This window comes from Paracoccus sp. NSM, assembly GCF_052379855.1.
In the GTDB taxonomy this organism is placed as follows: domain Bacteria; phylum Pseudomonadota; class Alphaproteobacteria; order Rhodobacterales; family Rhodobacteraceae; genus Paracoccus.
This window is the reverse complement of record NZ_JBQTCG010000005.1, coordinates 64,329-81,277: the sequence shown is the minus strand read 5'-3', so window position 1 is coordinate 81,277 and position 16,949 is coordinate 64,329. Positions and strand designations below refer to the sequence as shown.

The following is a 16,949-nucleotide window of genomic DNA, read 5'->3' as shown; positions in this document are numbered from 1 at the left end:
ATATCAGCTGTCGTCGCTGTCCGAAGCGACGGCGGCGACCACGGCCAGCAGCAGCAGGGCCGGAACGACCAGGCCAGCGTTGGTGGTGGCGGCGCTTTCTTCGACGATGACGGGCTCGACTTCGACGACGGGGGCAACGAAGCCACCGGCAACGGCCGAGGTAGCCGACAGGGTCAGTGCGGCAGCGATAGTAGCGAATTTGGTCATGATCATGCTCCGTTTCATTGAAGGCTGCCGTCACCGGCAACATCGTGGCGACACTTACATAAACCCGGACGCTTGAAAAGAAGCATTAATTCAGAGGCGTCGCCGGGTCTGGGCAGGTGTTGCATATTGGCAAACACACTTGGACGCGGTTCGTTCCAGCCTGGGCCATCACCTTGGAAAGCCGTGGCAAAACCGCATTAGCGACGGCGAAGGGTTTGTGAAGCCACGAAAAAAATTGCCGCGACGGTCACAATCGTGGGACCTGCCGGGCTGTCCAGACGCAAGCTTGCCCACAACCCCAGCCCGACCGATGCCGCCGCGACCAGTGCCGCACCGGCGGCCATCCGCTCGGGCGAGCCAGCCCATCCGCGGGCCGCCGCCGCCGGAACGATCAGCATGGCGGAAATGAGCAACGAGCCCACTACTCGAATCGCAAGCGCCACCACCACGGCCAGCGCCAGCGACAGGACCAGCCGCTCGACCCGCGGATCGATTCCTGCGGCCATGGCCAGTTCCTCGTTCAGGCTGCTGGTCAGCAGGCGCTGCCAGCGGATCATCAGGACCGCCAGAACCAGCGCCGCCCCGCCCCAGATCAGCGCCAGGTCGCTGCGGCCCACCGCCAGGATGTCGCCGAACAGATAGCCCGACAGATCGGACCGCGCGCCGGGCACGAAACTGATCGCCACCAGGCCGATGGCCAGCGCGGAATGCGACAACACGCCCAGCATCGTGTCCATCGCCTGCCCGCGCGAGACCAGCGCGGCCACCGTCACCGCCATCACCACCGCGACAGCCAGCGTGCCCGCATAGATCGAGACGTCGAAGGCCAGCGCCAGCGCCACGCCCAGAATCGCGGCATGGGCGGTCGAATCGCCAAAATAGGCCATCCGGCGCCAGACCACGAAGCAGCCCAGAGGCCCCGCCACCAGCGCCAGCCCAAGCCCCGCCAGAACCGCGCGGGTGAAGAAATCGTCCAGCATCTTGCGTCCTGTCGTGCCGGCGCTCAGGCGCGGCGGTGGTCGTGATCGCAGCCCGGCCCGTGGACATGCCCCGGATCCGTGCCGCCATGAGGGTGCCGATGGGCGTGCCCGCCGTCATGATCATGATCGTGGTGATGGCGGTAAAGCGCCAGCATGCCCTGCGCCTCGGCCCCGAACAGGGCGCGATATTCGGGCGCGTTGCTGACATGTTCGGGCGTGCCCTCGCAGCAGACATGCCCGTTGAGGCAGATCACCCGGTCCGAGGACCGCATGACGACCAGCAGATCGTGGCTGACCATCAGAACGGCCGCGCCGGTCTGGCGGCGCACCTCGTCGATCAGTTGATAGAACGCCACGATCCCCGGCTGGTCCAGCCCCTGCGTCGGCTCGTCCAGCACCAGCAGATGCGGGTCCGACAGCAGCGCCCGCGCCAGAAGGACGCGCTGGAACTGCCCGCCGGAAAGCTGGGTCAATTGCCGCTTGCCCAGACCCGGAACGCCGGTCCGGGCCAAGGCCGCCTCGGCCTCGGCATCGCTGACGCGGCGCGGCAGCGACAGGAAGCGGCGCACGTTCAGCGGGATCGCCGTATCGACATGCACCTTTTGCGGCACATAGCCGATCCGCAGCCCCGCCCGGCGCGCGACACGCCCCCCCGCCAGCGGCATATGCCCCAGAAGCGCGCGCACCAGCGAGGACTTGCCCGACCCGTTCGGCCCGACCACGGTCACGATCTCGCCGGGGCGAATGCGGAAATCGACGCGTTCCAGAACCGTGACGGCGCTGTCGGGGCGGTTGATCGTCAGCGCCTCGGCCTCGATCAGGGCGTTCATGCGGCACCTTCCGCCGCGCAGGAGGCGCAGAGGCCAAGCGCCTCGATCGTCGCACGCTCGACCCGGAACCCGGCGGCGGCGGCGACATCAGACAGGACGGCGCGAACCGGCGCGGCCTCGGCCTCGGCCACCCGGTCGCAGGATCGGCAGATCAGAAAGGCGGGGTTGTGGTCATGGCCCGGATGCAGACAGGCGGCAAAGGCGTTCAGGCGCTGCAGCCGATGCGCCAGCCCGTGGTTGACCAGAAATTCCAGCGCGCGATAGGCGACGGGAGGCTGGCGCCCGAAACCCTCGGCGGCCAGCCGGTCCAGCACCTCGTAGGCGCCCATAGCGCGGTGGCTTTCCAGCAGGATCTCCAACGTGCGGCGGCGAACGGGGGTCAGGCGCGCACCGTCACGGGCCAGCCGCGCCTCGGCTGCGTCAAGGGCTGCGCTGCTGCAATGGCCGTGATCATGGGGCTGGAAGGCCGCCGCCGGATCGGATGGCTGGTCAGAGGGGCGATCGGACACGGGGCCTCGCGCTCAACGAGCTGTTATAGTGTTACGTTCATCTTGACTTGTTATCCTGTAACACGGACAAGCACCCTATCGCAACAAAGCAAGGAGGCCCCCATGCGTCACACCGCATCCATCGCAGCATTGCTGTCGCTGAGCGCCGCGCCTGCCCTGGCCGCCCCCGGCAGCGTGGTGGCCGACATGCCCGCAACGGCATCGCTGGTCCAGCAGGTGCTGGGCGATCTGGGCGAGGTGCAGGTGCTTCTGCCCGACGGCGCCAGCGTTCACCATTACCAGATGCGCCCCTCTGACGCGCAGGCCATGCAAGGGGCGGATCTGCTGGTCTGGATCGGGGCGGAGCTGACCCCCTGGCTTGATCGCGCCGCCACGAACCTCTCGGCAGACAGCGCGCGGCTTGAACTGCTGCGGGTCGAGGGCGCCCATCTGCAAGACTACGCGACCGAGGCAGCCCATGACCACGGCGAGGATCACGGCCATGATCATGGCAACGACCACGGGCATGACCATGACCACGGGCACGATGGCGACCATGACCACGGGCATGACCATGGCCATGACCATGGGCACGACGGCGACCATGCGCACGACGGCGACCACGGGCACGACCACGGCCATGACCACAGCCATGAAGGCACCGATCCGCATGCCTGGCTGGACCCGCAGAACGCGGTGATCTGGCTCGACGCGATCGCGGCCAGCCTGTCGCAGCAGGACCCCGAGAACGCAGCGATCTATGCCGCGAACGCGGCGGCGGCAGCCGACAGCATCACCGCGCTGGAGGCTGAACTGACCGCCCAGCTTGCGCCCCATGCCGAACAGAGAATGGTCGTCTTCCATGATGCCTATGGCTATTTCACCAACCGCTTCGGGCTGGCGCCGGCCATTCCGGTGGCGCTAGGCGATGCCTCCAGCCCCTCGGCGGGGCAGATCGACCAGATCCGCCGTCAGATCGCCGAAACCGGCGCCGCCTGCGCCTTTCCCGAATACGCCCATGACGCCCGCCTGATCGACACCGTGATCGAGGGTTCCGGAACCCGCCTCGGCGGCACGCTGGACCCGCAGGGCGGATCGGGCGCCGGCTCTTATCAGGACATGCTGCGCCAGATGGCCGACACGATCACCGAGTGCTTCGCCGAAAGCTGAGCACCGGAGGCTTCGATAAGCTCGCAAAAACAAGGGGCGCGGTCGTCATGGCCGCGCCTTTTCGCATGAGCCGATCTGGTCGAGGGGGAAAATCGCCAAACCCGACTCTTTTACTTTGACAAGCCTGACGGAATCAGTCAGCTTTGCGTTCAGAACGTCAAACCCCTTGCCACCAGAGGCTGACCATGACCGCAACGCGCCCCGCCGATTTCTCCCGCCCCGGCACCTCGCTGCTGGCCCGCATCCCGCAGCATGACGCAACCCAGCTGACCCGGGGGGGCAATCAGGCTCTGATCGTTCTGGACGAGCAGGTCTATCAGCTGCGGATCACGCGCGCGGGCAAGCTGATCCTGACGAAATAAGAGCCAAGCCCGGCCGGAATGGACAAAGGGCGCCCCGTCAGGGCGCCCTTTCCATTTGGTTCAACCGCGCGGGCCATCGCCCTTGCCGGGACGAGGGCCGCCAGGTCTGCCGCCGAGTTTTCCACCGCCCGGGCGCGGGCCGGATTTGAAGCCCGGTTTGCCGCCCGAGGGCTTGAAGCCGGGTTTGCCAAAGGGCTTGCCGCCGCTGCGGGGCGCGCCGCCCTCGGCGCGGGGCGAATCGGGCTTGCCGCGACCTTCGGGGCGCGGGCCGCCGGGCTTGCGGGCAAAGCCGCCCTCGCCGCGCGGGGCGCCACCATCGGGGCGCTTGCCCTCGAACCGGGGTTTTCCGTCGCTGCGGGGCTTGCCCTCGAAACGCGGCTTGCCTTCGCCGCGGGGATGACCTTCGCCGCGCGGCTTGCCGCCTTCGGGGCGGTCGCCGCCCGCAAAGGGCTTGCGGCCAAAGCCCGGCTTGCCGCCAAAACGGGCGGGCTTACCGTCGGCGGCATCATCGCGGCTGCGCGAGGCATCACGTTCGCCGGATTTCCAGCGCGGCTTGTCGCCCGCCGGGCGCGGACGGTCGCCGAAAGCCGGGCGGTCGCCCTGCTTCTCGGCCCCGCGATGGGATGTCTTGTAGGGTGGGCGCTGATCGCCCTCGACCGCGCGGGGACGTGCGCCGAAGCTGCGCGAGGGTCGGTCATCGCCCTCGCCGTCACGCTTGCCGCGTGCGGCAAAGCCCCCCGCCGCACCACGCGCGGCAAAGCCCCCCGCCGCACCACGCGCGGCAAAGCCGCCACCCGCAGCGCGCGGCCCCGCGCCCTTGCGCGGCCCGTCGCCGCCCCGCGCGCCAAACCCGCCACGCGGGCCTTCGGCGCCACGCGGGCGCATCTCGCGCGGCTTTTCCTCGACATCGCCGGTCAGAAGCCCGCCAAGCTGGTCACGCAGAACCTTGCGCTTGACCTCGGTGACTTCGTTCTTTTCCATCGTGCCCAGCTTGAAGGGGCCGTAGCCGACGCGTATCAGCCGGTTCACCTGCAGCCCGATATGGGACATGGCGCGGCGGATCTCGCGGTTCTTGCCCTCGCGGATGCCGACGGTCAGCCAGGCATTCGCGCCCTGCTGGCTGTCCAGCTTGATCTCCATCGGTGCGAAATCCTCGCCGTCGATGGTGACGCCCCGGCGCAGGGGCGCAAAAGTCAGGTCGTTGGGCGTGCCGTTCACCCGCACACGATAGCGGCGCAGCCAGCCCGTCGCGGGCAGTTCCAGCCGGCGCTTCAGCTCGCCGTCATTGGTCAGCAGCAGCAGCCCCTCGGAGTTCAGATCGAGCCGCCCCACCGTCATCACCCGCGGCAGATCGCGCGGCAGCGCGTCAAAGACCGTCTGGCGGCCCTTTTCGTCGGCCTCCGATGTCACAAGGCCAAGCGGCTTGTAATACAGCCACAGCCGCGTCTCCTGAGGGGCCTCCATCGGCTTGCCGTCGATCACGACGCGGTCGGTCGGCAGGATGTCCAGCGCGGGGCTGTCGATCTTCTTGCCGTTCACGGTGACGCGGCCCTCGATGATCATGCGCTCGGCCTCGCGGCGGCTGGCGACGCCCGAGCGGGCCATCATCTTGGCGATGCGTTCGGGTTCGGTCTTGGGGGCTGGGGTGTTGTCTTCGGTCATGCGATCCTCCTGCGCATCGCTGCGGGGTCAAGTCTGCGCTTCTAGGCGCTGGACCGGCGCGGGGAAAGGAAAATCGGCGCGGCGCTTGCGGGGGATGCGGGCTTTCGGCAAGACGGGGGGATGAGCCGCTTTCTCAGCCATATGGATCGGGCCCTGGCCGAGGCCCGCGCCGCCGCCCTGCGCGGCGAGGTGCCGGTGGGCGCGGTCGTCGTCTCGCCTCAGGGCCGCGTGGTCGCGGCGGCCGGCAACCGGACGCGCGAATTGTCGGACCCGACCGCCCATGCCGAGATCCTGGCGATCCGGGCGGCCTGCGCGGCGCTTGGGTCGGAACGGCTGCCCGGCCATGACCTGTGGGTGACGCTGGAGCCCTGCCCCATGTGCGCGGCGGCGATTTCGGGGGCGCGGATCGGGCGGCTTTACTTCGGGGCCGAGGATCAGCGGATGGGCGGTGTCCTGCATGGCGCGCGGGTGTTCGATCACGCGCAATGCCATCACCGGCCGCAGATCTATCCCGGCCTTGCCGAACCCGAGGCGCGAATGCTGCTGCGCGATTTCTTCGCGGCCCGGCGCTAGCCTGTCCGGGGGCGCTTGAACCCCGCCGCCCCCCGTCCTATAGAGGGGACATGCGGGTGTAGCTCAATGGTAGAGCAGCAGCCTTCCAAGCTGAATACGTGGGTTCGATTCCCATCACCCGCTCCAATTCCCCCGATCAGGAACGCGCGCCCAACGGGAATGCATCCCAACCGGAACAAATGACCTATGCGGGCCGGATCAAGGGCGCCGCAGCGCCCTTGGGCTCGGGTGTCAGAAGCCGAAGCTGAACCGGCGCACCACGCCCAGCCGCAGCGAGGGCTGGTAGGTTTCCGCCACGACGGGCGAATCGGCGGCGTCGCCGATCAGCTTGCCGTAACGGAACTCGCCCAGAAGGGCGGTGCTGTCGCTCAGCGCATAGCGCGCCTCGAAGGTGATCGCGGCCTCGTTGAAGCCGGTGCCGGGCGCATAGGCGGGCAGGCCGCTGGCCGTCGATTCCGCATCGGTGACGCCGAAATAGGTGTCGTTGAAGCTGGCATTGCCATAAACGGCCTGCACGCCCGACCACAACGTGATCTCGGGCGACAATTCGGTGCGATAGCGCAGGCCGACGGCGCCGGTCACGCCCTCATGCCCGCCGAAACCGCGCCGCGCGGTGACGTAGCCGCCAAGCGGTCCCATCCCATAGCCCAGACGTAGCCCGACCTCGACGCTGCGGTCGATCGGCTCCAGCCCGGTCAGCAGATCGCCGTCCGAGGCCTCGCGCTTGCCCTTCAGCCCGAACGAGGGCGAGACCGAAAAGCCCTGACCGTCGCTGGCCGCGCGGTTGCGCAGGATGAACCACGGCGACTGGTCGCCGTCATCGGCGCCCGGATAGCTGGGCCCCTGGACCACGCCCAGACCCAGATCCAGATCGACCGCGCGCCCCAGAACCTGCGCCTGCAGCGGCGTGACGGCGGTGATCGAGGCTGCGAAGGCAAGGGTAAGCGCGTGTTTCATCGTGATTCCCGGATGTGATGGGGTTGTTCTGCAAGCACTATGCCGCGGCCGACCGTGCTGACAATCCGCCTTGCGGTCGCACTATCCCTTTTCCGCGGCTTCCAGCTTTTCAAGCGCGGTCATCCACAATTCCTCGGCGAAGGCCAGGGCCTGCACGGCCTCGGCCCGCTTCTTGCCCCATTTCTCGGCCTCGTAGGGATCGTGATAGAGCCCCGGATCGGCAAGCTTCTTGTCCAGCTTTCCCATCATCTCGGTCAGCTTCTGGACACGCTCCTCGGATTTGCGGGCCTCCGCGCGCAGGGCAAGCACCGCATCGCGCGAGGGCTTCCTGGGCGCGGCGGGTTTCGGCGCCTCGGCGGGCTTTTCGGCGGGCGTGTCGCCCGACAGCAGGAACTTGCGGTAATCGTCCAGATCGCCCTCGTATGGGGCGACGGCACCATCCTTGACCAGCCACAGCCGGTCCGCGACCAGCCCCAGCAGGTGCATGTCGTGACTGACCAGCACCACGGCGCCGGTATAGTCGTTCAGCGCCTCGGACAAAGCCTCGCGGCTTTCGATGTCGAGGTGGTTCGTCGGCTCGTCCAAGACCAGCAGATGCGGCGCGTCGATCGTCGCCAACAGCAGCGACAGCCGCGCCTTCTGGCCGCCGGACAAAGCACGGACCTTGGTCTCGGCCTGCGCCTCCATCAGGCCGAAACCGGCCAGACGGGCGCGCTGTTTCGCCTGCCCCTCGTTCGGGCGCACGGACCGGATATGGTCCAGCGGCGTCTCGTCCAGATGCAGTTCATCGACCTGATGCTGCGCAAAATAGCCCACGCGCAGCTTCGAGGATCGCGTGACGCGCCCCTCCATCGTGCCAAGCCGTTCCGCCAGCAGCTTCGACAGCGTCGATTTGCCCTGCCCGTTGCGGCCCAGCAGCGCGATGCGGTCGTCCTGGTCGATCCGCAGGTTCAGCTTGCGCAGCACCGCGCGGTCGCCATAGCCCACGCTGACCCCCTCCATCGAGACGATGGGCGGCGACATTTCCTCGGGCTGGGGAAAGGTGAAGCGGTGGAACTTGGCCTCTTCGGGGGCGGTGATCGGCTCCATCTTGGCCAGCATCTTGACGCGGGCCTGCGCCTGACGCGCCTTGCTGGCCTTGGCGCCGAAGCGGTCCACGAAACTTTGCAGATGCGCGCGACGGTCGGCCTGCTTCTTGGCCTCGGCGGCTTGCAGGGCGCGTTTCTCGGCGCGGATGCGGGTGAAGCTGTCGTAACCCCCAGTATAGAGGGTCAGCTTCTTGTCCTCGAGATGCAGGATATGGCCGACCGCGCGGTTCAGCAGGCCCCGATCGTGGCTGATGATGATGACGGTATGGGGATAGCGGGCCAGATAACCCTCCAGCCACAGCGCGCCCTCGAGGTCCAGATAGTTGGTCGGTTCGTCCAGCAGCAGCAGGTCGGGCTGCGCGAACAGCACGCCGGCCAGCGCGACCCGCATCCGCCACCCGCCCGAGAAATCGCTGGTGGGCCGGGCCTGATCGGCGGTGGAAAAGCCAAGCCCGTCAAGGATCGTCGCCGCGCGGGCCTCGGCCGACCAGGCGTCGATGTCGCTCAGCCGGGTCTGGATATCCGCGATGCGGTGAGGATCGGTCGCGGTCGCGGCCTCGGCCATCAGCGCGGTGCGTTCCTGATCGGCGTCCAGCACCGTGTCCAGCACCGACCGCGAGGTCGCCGCAGATTCCTGCGCCACGCCGCCGATCCGCGCCCGCGACGGCAGGCTGATCGAGCCGCCATCCAGTTGCGCCTGTCCCCGGATCAGCCCGAACAGCGTTGTCTTGCCCGCCCCGTTCGGGCCGACAAGCCCGACCTTGTGGCCTTCGGGAATGGTGGCGCTGGCCCCTGCGAACAAGGGGCGGCCCTGAATGGAATACGAGATGTCGTCAATACGCAGCATGGGGCGCGGCATGGCGCAAAGGGCGCGGGCCGTCAATGGCCGGTTGCAAGCCGTAATGTTATACTATAACCATTCTGCGCCATCGCCAGGAGGTTTCCATGACTGATCCCCGCCTTCCCGTCACCGTGCTGTCCGGCTTTCTGGGCGCAGGTAAGACGACGCTGCTGAACAACGTGCTGAACAACCGCGAAGGCCTGCGCGTCGCGGTCATCGTCAACGACATGTCCGAGGTGAACATCGACGCCGATCTGGTCCGCGCCGAGGGTGGCATGACCCGCACCGACGAGACGCTGGTCGAGATGTCGAACGGTTGCATCTGCTGCACGCTGCGCGAGGATCTGCTGGCCGAGGTCCGCAAGCTGGCCGAGGCAGGGCGCTTCGACTACCTGCTGATCGAATCGACCGGGATCAGCGAGCCCCTGCCCGTCGCCACCACCTTCGAATTCACCGACGAGAACGGCGCCAGCCTGTCCGACGTGGCGCGGCTGGACACGATGGTGACGGTCGTGGATGCGGTGAACCTGCTTCAGGATTATTCCAGCCATGATTTCCTGGCCGACCGGGGCGAGGTCATGGGCGAGGCCGACAACCGCACGCTGGTCGATCTGCTGACCGACCAGATCGAATTCGCAGATGTGGTCGTGCTGAACAAATGCGCCGATGCCGGACCCGACCGCGTCGATGCCGCGCTCAAGATCATCCGGGCGCTGAACGCCGATGCCCGCATCATCCAGACCGATCACAGCCGCGTCGCGCCCCGCGACATCCTCGACACGGGGCTCTTCGATTTCGACCGCGCCCATCAGCACCCGATGTGGGCGCGCGAGCTTTACGGTTTCGCAGACCACACCCCCGAAACCGAGGAATACGGCGTCACAAGCTTTGTCTATCGCGCCCGCCTGCCCTTTGACCCGCAGAAGATCCACGCCGCGCTGAACGGCCCCCTGCCCGGCGTGATCCGCGCCAAGGGCCATTTCTGGATCGCCACGCGGCCCGACTGGGTGGCGGAATTCTCGCTGGCAGGGGCGCTGTCCTCGGTCAGGCCTCTGGGGCAATGGTGGGCCTCGGTCCCCAGGGATCGCTGGCCGACCCATCCCGAGGGCCGCGCCTATCTGGAGGCGCATTGGTCCGAACCCTTCGGCGACCGCCGGCAGGAGCTGGTCCTGATCGGAACGGGCATGGACGAGGCGCGGCTGCGCGCCCTGCTGGATGCCTGCCTGATCCCCGAGGCGCTGGCGACCACGCCCCAGATCTGGCCGAACATGTTCGACCCCTTCCCCGCGTGGCGCCGCGACGTTCAGGCCGCCTGAGCCGGTCTTGTCCCCCCTTGCAGGCCGGTCTAGCCTTCGGGCCAAGGGGGGACGGACATGCAGGATCTGGGGGAATACGACTACATCATCGTGGGTGCGGGCTCGGCTGGATGCGTGCTGGCCAACCGCCTGTCCGCCGATCCGCGAAACCGGGTCCTGCTGCTAGAGGCCGGGGGCCATGACAACCGGCTCTGGGTGCATGTGCCGGTCGGCTATCTTTACGCGATGGGCAATCCGGCGCTGGACTGGTGCTACCGGACCGAGCCAGAGCCGGGCCTGAACGGGCGGCGCCTGAACTATCCGCGCGGGCGGGTGCTGGGCGGGTGTTCGTCGATCAACGGCATGATCTACATGCGCGGTCAGGCCGCCGATTACGACCGCTGGCGGCAGGCTGGCAATCTCGGCTGGGGCTGGGACGACGTGCTGCCCCTGTTCCGCCGCAGCGAACGGCATTACGAACCGGCCTGCGACCTGCATGGCGATCAGGGCGAATTGCGGGTGGAACAGCAGCGCCTGCGCTGGCCGATCCTGGATGCCGTGGCCGAGGCCGCGCAGGAAATGGGCCTGCCCGCCTGCCCCGACTTCAATTGCGGCGATAATGAGGGGGTCGGCTACTTCCCGGTCACGCAGCGCAAGGGCATCCGCTGGAACGCCCGCAAGGCGTTTCTGGACCCCGCGCGGGGCCGCCCGAACCTGCGGATCGAGACCGACGCCCAGGTCTCGGCCCTGACCCTTGAAGGCCGCCGTGTCACCGGCGTCTCGCTGATCCAGAACGGGCTGGCGCGCCATGCTCGCGCGCGGGGCGCGGTGATCCTGTCGGCGGGGGCGATCAATTCGCCCGCGCTGCTGGAACGGTCCGGCATCGGGCAGGCCGAACGGCTGCGCGGGATGGGGATCACGCCGGTCCATGACCTGCCCGGCGTGGGCGAGAACCTTCAGGACCATCTGCAATTGCGGATGATCTTTCGCATCTCGGGGGCGCGGACGCTGAACGACCGGGCGCGCACGATCTGGGGCAAGGCGGGGATCGCGCTGGAATATGCGCTGCGCCGGACCGGGCCGATGGCGATGGCGCCCAGCCAGCTGGGGATCTTTGCGAAATCATCGGACGCGTTCGACACGGCGAATATCGAATACCACGTCCAGCCCCTGTCGCTGGATGCCTTCGGCCAGCCCTTGCACGATTTTCCGGGCCTCACCGTCTCGGTCTGCAACCTGCGCCCCGAAAGCACCGGGCATTGCCACCTGACCACGCCCGACGGCCCGCCCGCCATCGCGCCGAACTACCTGTCCACGCCGGGCGACCGGCAGGTAGCCATCGACAGCCTGCGCCATGCCCGCCGCCTGATGGAAACGCGTCGCATGGCCGAATTCACGCCCTCCGAGGTGAAGCCCGGCGCCGATCTGGTCAGCGACGCCGATCTGGCGCGGGCGGCGGGCGATATCGGCACGACGATCTTCCACCCGGTCGGCACCACGAAGATGGGGACCGATCCGATGGCCGTGGTCGATCCGCGCCTGCGCGTCCACGGGATCGAGGGGCTGCGCGTGGCCGATTGCGGGATCATGCCCTCGATCGTGTCGGGCAACACCCATGCTCCCGCGACGATGATCGCGGAAAAGGCCAGCGACATGATCCTGGCCGACGCGCTGGAGGGGGTGCGCTAGGCGCCCCGCCTCAGCCGGCCAGCATGGCGCGGAAGGCGTGCCAGCTTTGCTTGGGCGTGCGTGTCTGGCTGTCGTAATCGACATGGACCAGCCCGAAACGCGGCCCGTAGCCAAAGGCCCATTCGTAATTGTCCAGAAGCGACCAGTAGAAGAAACCCCGCAGATCGACCCCCTGCGCCAGCGCCGCGCGGGCCGCGCGCAGGTGATCGCCGATGAACTGCACGCGGCGGGCATCGGCGGCCACATCCTCGCCCGCCTCCAGCGCCATGCCGTTCTCGGTGACGTAAAGCGGCAGGGCGCCGGTATGGTCGCGCGCCAGACGGGTCAGGAATTCGGTCAGGCCCTCGGGGCGGATCTCCCATCCCATCTGGGTCTTGGGCAGGGGGCCGGGCGCCTCGGCGGCATGGGGCCACAGGCCCGGCGCGGCGGTGTAAAGACGGCGCGTGTAGTAATTCACCCCCAGCCAGTCGAGGGGCTGCGCGATCAGCGCCATGTCGTCCTGCCAGCCTTCGGGCAGATGGGGGCCGATCCCGTCCAGCGCCGCGTCCGGATAGCCCTGCCCCATCACGGCGCGGATGAACCACTGGTTGTAGATCGCGTCCTGAACCTCGGCCGCGCGCAGGGCCTCGGGCGTGTCGTCGGCGGGATGGGCGGTCTCGAAATTCAGGACGATCCCCAGATTGGCCGCGCCCTCGGCCCGCAGTGCCTGAATGGCGGTGCCATGCGCCAGCAGCACATGATGCATGGCGCGGCTGGCGGCGCGGATGTCGCGAAGGCCCGGCGCGTGATGGCCCAGAAAATGCGACAGCCAGGCGATGCACCAGGGCTCGTTCAGGGTGGCGGTGCTGGCCAGACGGTCGCCCAGACGGTCATGCAGCGCGACGCAGAGGTCCGCAAACCGCGCCGCGATGTCGCGGTTCTGCCAGCCGCCAAGCGCGGCCAGATCGGCGGGCAGGTCCCAATGGTGGCAGGTCAGATAGGGGTTCAGCCCGCGTTCGACCATGCCATCGACGAGGCGGTCGTAGAAATCCATCCCCTGCGGATTCAGCGTCACGCCATCGGGCATCACCCGCGCCCAGGATGCGGAAAAGCGATAGGCGTCGAAACCCGCATCGCGGACAAGGTCCAGATCCTCGGGCCAGCGGTTCAGGTGGTCGCAGGCCACCCGCCCATCGCTGCCGTCGGTGACATTGCCGGGCGTCGCGGCGAATGTGTCCCAATGCGACAGGCCCGCGCCGCCCGCGCCCGAACCCTCGATCTGATAGGCCGAGGTGGCGGCGCCAAAGACGAAATCGGCCGGAAAGTCGGTGCGTGGCGGCAGCATGGCGGACCCTTTGTGTTTGCGCTGACAGTGACAGGTCGCGTGCGGCGCGAAAAGGGGTGTCAGGCCCGGGCGGCGAGGATCTGCCGCCAGAGGAAGGCCAGAATAAAGGCCGCCGTCAGGATCACGATGATCGTGGGCGCGGGCGCGCTGTCCAGCCAGAAGCTGGCCCAGACCCCGCCAAGGCTGGCCAGCCCCGCCACCCCCGCCGCCAGCGCCAGCATCACCGAAAGCCTGCGCGTCAGCAGAAAGGCGATGGCGCCCGGCGCGATCAGCAGCCCCACCGCCAAGATGATGCCGACCGAGGACAGCATCGCAACCACCATCGCCGCGATCATCGCCAGCATCCCGTAATGCAGCCAGCCCACCCGCAGCCCCGCCGCCCGCGCCTGCACCGGGTCAAAGGCCAGCAGCGCGAAATCGCGCCACTTGACCAGCAACACGACCAGCACCACCGCCGCGATCGGCAGGGCCTGCGCGAAATCCTCGGGCGTGACGCCAAGGATGTTGCCGAAGAGGATATGGCTCAGATGCAGCCGCCCCGGAAAGGCCAGGATCAGCACCAGCCCAAGCGCGAACATCCCCGCCATGACCACGCCAAGCGCCGTGTCGGGCTTGATCCGGCTGTTCGCGTCCAGCCAGCCCGAGGCCAGCGCGCAGACCATCCCCGCCGCGAAGGCGCCCAGCAGCAGCGGCAGCCCCGCCAGATGCGCCAGAACGATGCCGGGCAGGACCGCATGGCTGATCCCGTCCCCGATCAGCGCCCATCCCTTCAGCACCAGAAAGCAGCTGAGCAGCGCGGCGGGCAGCGCCACGATCAGCGCGATCAGCGCCGCCTCGCGCATGACGGGGAAGGAAAAGGGCAGGATCAGCGTCTCGATCATGCCTGCGCGCGCCTTTTGCGCCGCGTGGCCAGCAGCCCGTGTTTCGGCGCGAATACCAGCGCCAGCAGGAACAGCGCCGTCTGCAAAAGGACGATGATCCCCCCCGTCGCCCCGTCGAGGAAGAAGCTCGCATAGGCCCCGATCGCAGAGGACAGCGCCCCGATCGCGACCGAGATCAGCACCAGATGCGAAAAGCGGTCGGTCAGCAGATAGGCCGTAGCGCCCGGCGTGATGACCAGCGCGATCACCAGAAACGCGCCCACGGTCTGCATCGCGGCGACGGTCGATCCGGCCAGCAGCGTGAAAAAAACCAGCTTCAGCAGACCCGGCCGCAAGCCCACCGTCCGCGCATGGCTTTCGTCGAAGAACACCACCAGCAGGTCGCGCCAGATCACCGCCAGCACCGCCAGCGTGACGCCCGCGATGATGACAAGCTGCACCAGATCCTCGGGCGCGATGGCCAGGATGTTGCCAAGCGTGATCGCCTGCAGATCCACCGCCACCGGGTTCAGCGAGACCATGAACAGCCCCACCCCGAAAAAGCCGGTAAAGATCAGCCCGATGATCGCGTCCTGCTTCAACCCGGTGCGGTTGTTCAGAAACAGCATGGCCAAGGCTGCCAGCCCGCCCGACAGAAAGGCCCCAAGCGCGAAGGGCAGGCCCAGCATATAGGCCCCCGCCACGCCCGGCACGATGGAATGCGAGAGGGCATCGCCGATCAGGCTCCAACCCTTCAGCATCAGATAGGCCGACAGAAAGGCGCAGGTCGCCCCCACAAGGGCCGAGGCCCCGATGGCCGTGACCATGTAATCATAGGCCAGAGGTTCCAGCATGCGTGCGATCACAGGCGGCCTGCGGTCTGGTGGCGGTCGTCGTAAAGGATCAGCGGCCGCTCGTCATCGGTGAAGACATCCAGCGCGCGCGCATCGGGATCGTCATGCAGATCGCTGCCGCCCAGCACGAAATGGCGCAGCGTGCCGCCAAAGGCGCGGCGCAGGTTCTCGGGGGTGAAGGTCGTCTCGGTCGGCCCCGAGGCCAGAACCGTGCCCCTCACCATGACCACCCGGTCGCAATATTCCGGCACCGCCCCCAGATCATGGGTCGAAACCAGCATCGCCCGCCCCTTGTCGCGCATCGCGGAGAGCAGCGCGATGATGCGCCGCTCGGTCTCGACATCGACGCCGGTGAAGGGCTCGTCCAGCAGGATCACGCGGGCATCCTGCGCCAGCGCGCGGGCCAGAAAGACGCGCTTTTTCTGGCCGCCCGACAATTCACCGATCTGACGGGTGGCCATGTCGGTCAGACCCACCCGCGCCAGCGCGCCCTCGACCGCCTGACGGTCGGCGGGCCGGGCGCGGCGCATGAGGCCCATATGGCCGTAGCGCCCCATCATCACCACGTCGCGGACAAGGACCGGAAAGGTCCAGTCCACATCCTCGGATTGGGGCACATAGGCGACCAGATTGCGGCCGAGCGCGCGCGCGACGGGCAGGCCCATGATCCGCACCGCGCCCCGCCCATGCGGCAACAGCCCCATCAGCGCCTTGAACAGGGTGGACTTCCCCGCGCCGTTCACCCCCACCAGCGCCGTGACCGAGCCGCAGGGCACCTCAAGACTGGCCTCGCGCAAGGCCGTCACGCCGCTGCGATAGGCGACGGTCAGGTCGCGGACGGCGATGGCGGGGGTTTCGCTCATTCGACGGCCAGTTCGGTGACGATGGTCTCGCCGGTCACGCGCAGCAGGTCCAGATAGGTGGGCACGGGACCGTCGGGATCGGACAGGCTGTCCACATAGAGGATGCCGCCGTAACGCGCGCCCGTCTCGGCCGCGACGCTGCGGGCGGGCCGGTCGGACACGGTGCTTTCGGAAAAGATCACCGGCGCGCCCTTCTCTCGCATCAGGTCGATCAGGCGGCGCACCTGCTGGGGCGTGCCCTCGCCCTCGGCATTGATCGGCCAGAGATACATCTCGGTCAGGCCGAAATCGCGCGCCAGATAGGAAAAGGCCCCCTCGGAGGTGACCAGAAAGCGGCGATCCTCGGGCAGCGCGCGGGCCTGATCGCGCAAGGGGCCGACCACTTCGGCCAGCTGAGCCAGATAGGCCTTTGCATTGGCGGCATAGGTCGCTGCGTTCTCGGGATCGACGGCGGAAAGCGCCTCGGCGATGTTGCCGACATAGATCGCGGCATTCTCAAGCGACATCCAGGCATGCGGGTTCGGCTGGCCCTCATAGCCGCCGCCCGCGATGGCTATGGGCTCGACCCCGTCGGTCAGGACCGCGACCGGCACGTCGCCCAGACGCGCGAGGAAGGGATCGACCCAGCCTTCGAGGTTCATCCCGTTCACAAGGATCAGGTCGGCATCCTGAACGCCCAGAACGTCGCGCGGGGTGGGCTGGTAATCGTGGATCTCGGCGCCCGGACGGGTGATTGAATGCACCTCGGCCAGATCGCCCGCGACGTTGCGGGCCATGTCGGCAAGGATCGTGAAGCTGGTGGCGACCTTCACCTGATCGGCCGAGGCCAGAGCGGGAAGGCAGGTCAAAGCGGCGGCAAGCAGACGGGTCATGCAATCCTCCTGTGCCGTATAGATGTGCGAATCG

The 16,949-nt window shown here is 67.9% G+C and carries 17 protein-coding genes and 1 tRNA gene; 6 read left to right on the top strand and 12 right to left on the bottom strand.

Annotation, left to right across the window (positions count from 1 at the left end; translation table 11 throughout):
• Nucleotides 1-3 precede the first annotated feature (3 nt).
• The 4 genes from ACTZWU_RS10160 to ACTZWU_RS10145 form a co-directional block, all read right to left on the bottom strand.
• Entirely contained in the window at nt 4-207 is a 204-nt protein-coding gene (locus tag ACTZWU_RS10160; protein ID WP_444737245.1) for a hypothetical protein, read from the bottom strand.
• Between the two features lie 197 nt (nt 208-404).
• Complete coding sequence (locus ACTZWU_RS10155) at nt 405-1,187, bottom strand: metal ABC transporter permease (protein ID WP_444737244.1); 783 nt, start codon at nt 1,185-1,187, stop codon at nt 405-407.
• Between the two features lie 23 nt (nt 1,188-1,210).
• Nucleotides 1,211-2,017, bottom strand: a complete 807-nt coding sequence (locus ACTZWU_RS10150; RefSeq protein WP_444737243.1) for a metal ABC transporter ATP-binding protein — start codon at nt 2,015-2,017, stop codon at nt 1,211-1,213.
• Complete coding sequence (locus ACTZWU_RS10145; RefSeq protein WP_444737242.1) at nt 2,014-2,526, bottom strand: Fur family transcriptional regulator; 513 nt, start codon at nt 2,524-2,526, stop codon at nt 2,014-2,016. The genes ACTZWU_RS10150 and ACTZWU_RS10145 overlap by 4 nt, the downstream gene beginning before the upstream one ends.
• 102 nt (nt 2,527-2,628) lie before the next feature.
• Between ACTZWU_RS10145 and ACTZWU_RS10140 the strand changes: the two genes are divergently transcribed.
• Nucleotides 2,629-3,675, top strand: a complete 1,047-nt coding sequence (locus ACTZWU_RS10140) for a zinc ABC transporter substrate-binding protein (RefSeq protein ID WP_444737241.1) — start codon at nt 2,629-2,631, stop codon at nt 3,673-3,675.
• A 185-nt stretch (nt 3,676-3,860) separates the two neighbouring features.
• The gene (gene hemP, locus ACTZWU_RS10135) at nt 3,861-4,037 is read left to right on the top strand and encodes a hemin uptake protein HemP (RefSeq protein ID WP_444737240.1); all 177 of its coding nucleotides are present in this window, start codon (nt 3,861-3,863) and stop codon (nt 4,035-4,037) included.
• Nucleotides 4,038-4,097: 60 nt separating this feature from the next.
• Here the strand turns inward: hemP and ACTZWU_RS10130 are convergent, their stop codons facing one another.
• Nucleotides 4,098-5,699: a pseudouridine synthase gene (locus ACTZWU_RS10130; protein ID WP_444737239.1), complete on the bottom strand. Its 1,602-nt coding sequence runs from the start codon at nt 5,697-5,699 to the stop codon at nt 4,098-4,100.
• Between the two features lie 120 nt (nt 5,700-5,819).
• Here ACTZWU_RS10130 and ACTZWU_RS10125 point away from each other — a divergent pair, with 120 nt between their 5' ends.
• A complete protein-coding gene (locus tag ACTZWU_RS10125; protein ID WP_444737238.1) occupies nt 5,820-6,272 on the top strand; it encodes a nucleoside deaminase in 453 nt (150 codons plus the stop codon).
• A gap of 52 nt (nt 6,273-6,324) precedes the next feature.
• Nucleotides 6,325-6,398, top strand: a tRNA-Gly gene (locus ACTZWU_RS10120).
• Nucleotides 6,399-6,503: 105 nt separating this feature from the next.
• Here ACTZWU_RS10120 and ACTZWU_RS10115 read toward each other — a convergent pair.
• Both ACTZWU_RS10115 and ACTZWU_RS10110 read right to left on the bottom strand, forming a co-directional pair.
• Nucleotides 6,504-7,229: a MipA/OmpV family protein gene (locus tag ACTZWU_RS10115; RefSeq protein WP_444737237.1), complete on the bottom strand. Its 726-nt coding sequence runs from the start codon at nt 7,227-7,229 to the stop codon at nt 6,504-6,506.
• Nucleotides 7,230-7,310: 81 nt separating this feature from the next.
• Nucleotides 7,311-9,164 carry an ABC-F family ATP-binding cassette domain-containing protein gene (locus ACTZWU_RS10110; RefSeq protein ID WP_444737236.1) on the bottom strand — a complete coding sequence of 618 codons (1,854 nt, stop codon included), beginning with the start codon at nt 9,162-9,164 and terminating at the stop codon, nt 7,311-7,313.
• Between the two features lie 98 nt (nt 9,165-9,262).
• Between ACTZWU_RS10110 and ACTZWU_RS10105 the strand changes: the two genes are divergently transcribed.
• Together ACTZWU_RS10105 and ACTZWU_RS10100 are read left to right on the top strand one after the other, a co-directional pair.
• Nucleotides 9,263-10,474 (top strand): GTP-binding protein, encoded by a 1,212-nt coding sequence (locus ACTZWU_RS10105; RefSeq protein WP_444737235.1) that lies wholly within the window; start codon nt 9,263-9,265, stop codon nt 10,472-10,474.
• Between the two features lie 57 nt (nt 10,475-10,531).
• Nucleotides 10,532-12,142: a GMC family oxidoreductase gene (locus ACTZWU_RS10100; RefSeq protein ID WP_444737234.1), complete on the top strand. Its 1,611-nt coding sequence runs from the start codon at nt 10,532-10,534 to the stop codon at nt 12,140-12,142.
• Between the two features lie 10 nt (nt 12,143-12,152).
• Here the strand turns inward: ACTZWU_RS10100 and ACTZWU_RS10095 are convergent, their stop codons facing one another.
• Genes ACTZWU_RS10095 through ACTZWU_RS10075 form a run of 5 tightly spaced genes read right to left on the bottom strand, consistent with a single transcriptional unit; the run spans nt 12,153 to nt 16,915 of the window.
• Nucleotides 12,153-13,466 (bottom strand): GH1 family beta-glucosidase, encoded by a 1,314-nt coding sequence (locus ACTZWU_RS10095; protein WP_444737233.1) that lies wholly within the window; start codon nt 13,464-13,466, stop codon nt 12,153-12,155.
• Between the two features lie 59 nt (nt 13,467-13,525).
• Nucleotides 13,526-14,347, bottom strand: a complete 822-nt coding sequence (locus ACTZWU_RS10090; protein WP_444737232.1) for a metal ABC transporter permease — start codon at nt 14,345-14,347, stop codon at nt 13,526-13,528.
• Complete coding sequence (locus ACTZWU_RS10085) at nt 14,344-15,180, bottom strand: metal ABC transporter permease (protein ID WP_444737231.1); 837 nt, start codon at nt 15,178-15,180, stop codon at nt 14,344-14,346. Before ACTZWU_RS10085 ends, ACTZWU_RS10090 begins: the two co-directional genes overlap by 4 nt.
• An 8-nt stretch (nt 15,181-15,188) precedes the next feature.
• Nucleotides 15,189-16,043 carry a manganese/iron ABC transporter ATP-binding protein gene (locus tag ACTZWU_RS10080; protein WP_444737230.1) on the bottom strand — a complete coding sequence of 285 codons (855 nt, stop codon included), beginning with the start codon at nt 16,041-16,043 and terminating at the stop codon, nt 15,189-15,191.
• Complete coding sequence (locus ACTZWU_RS10075) at nt 16,040-16,915, bottom strand: metal ABC transporter substrate-binding protein (RefSeq protein WP_444737229.1); 876 nt, start codon at nt 16,913-16,915, stop codon at nt 16,040-16,042. Before ACTZWU_RS10075 ends, ACTZWU_RS10080 begins: the two co-directional genes overlap by 4 nt.
• Between the last annotated feature and the right edge of the window lie 34 nt (nt 16,916-16,949).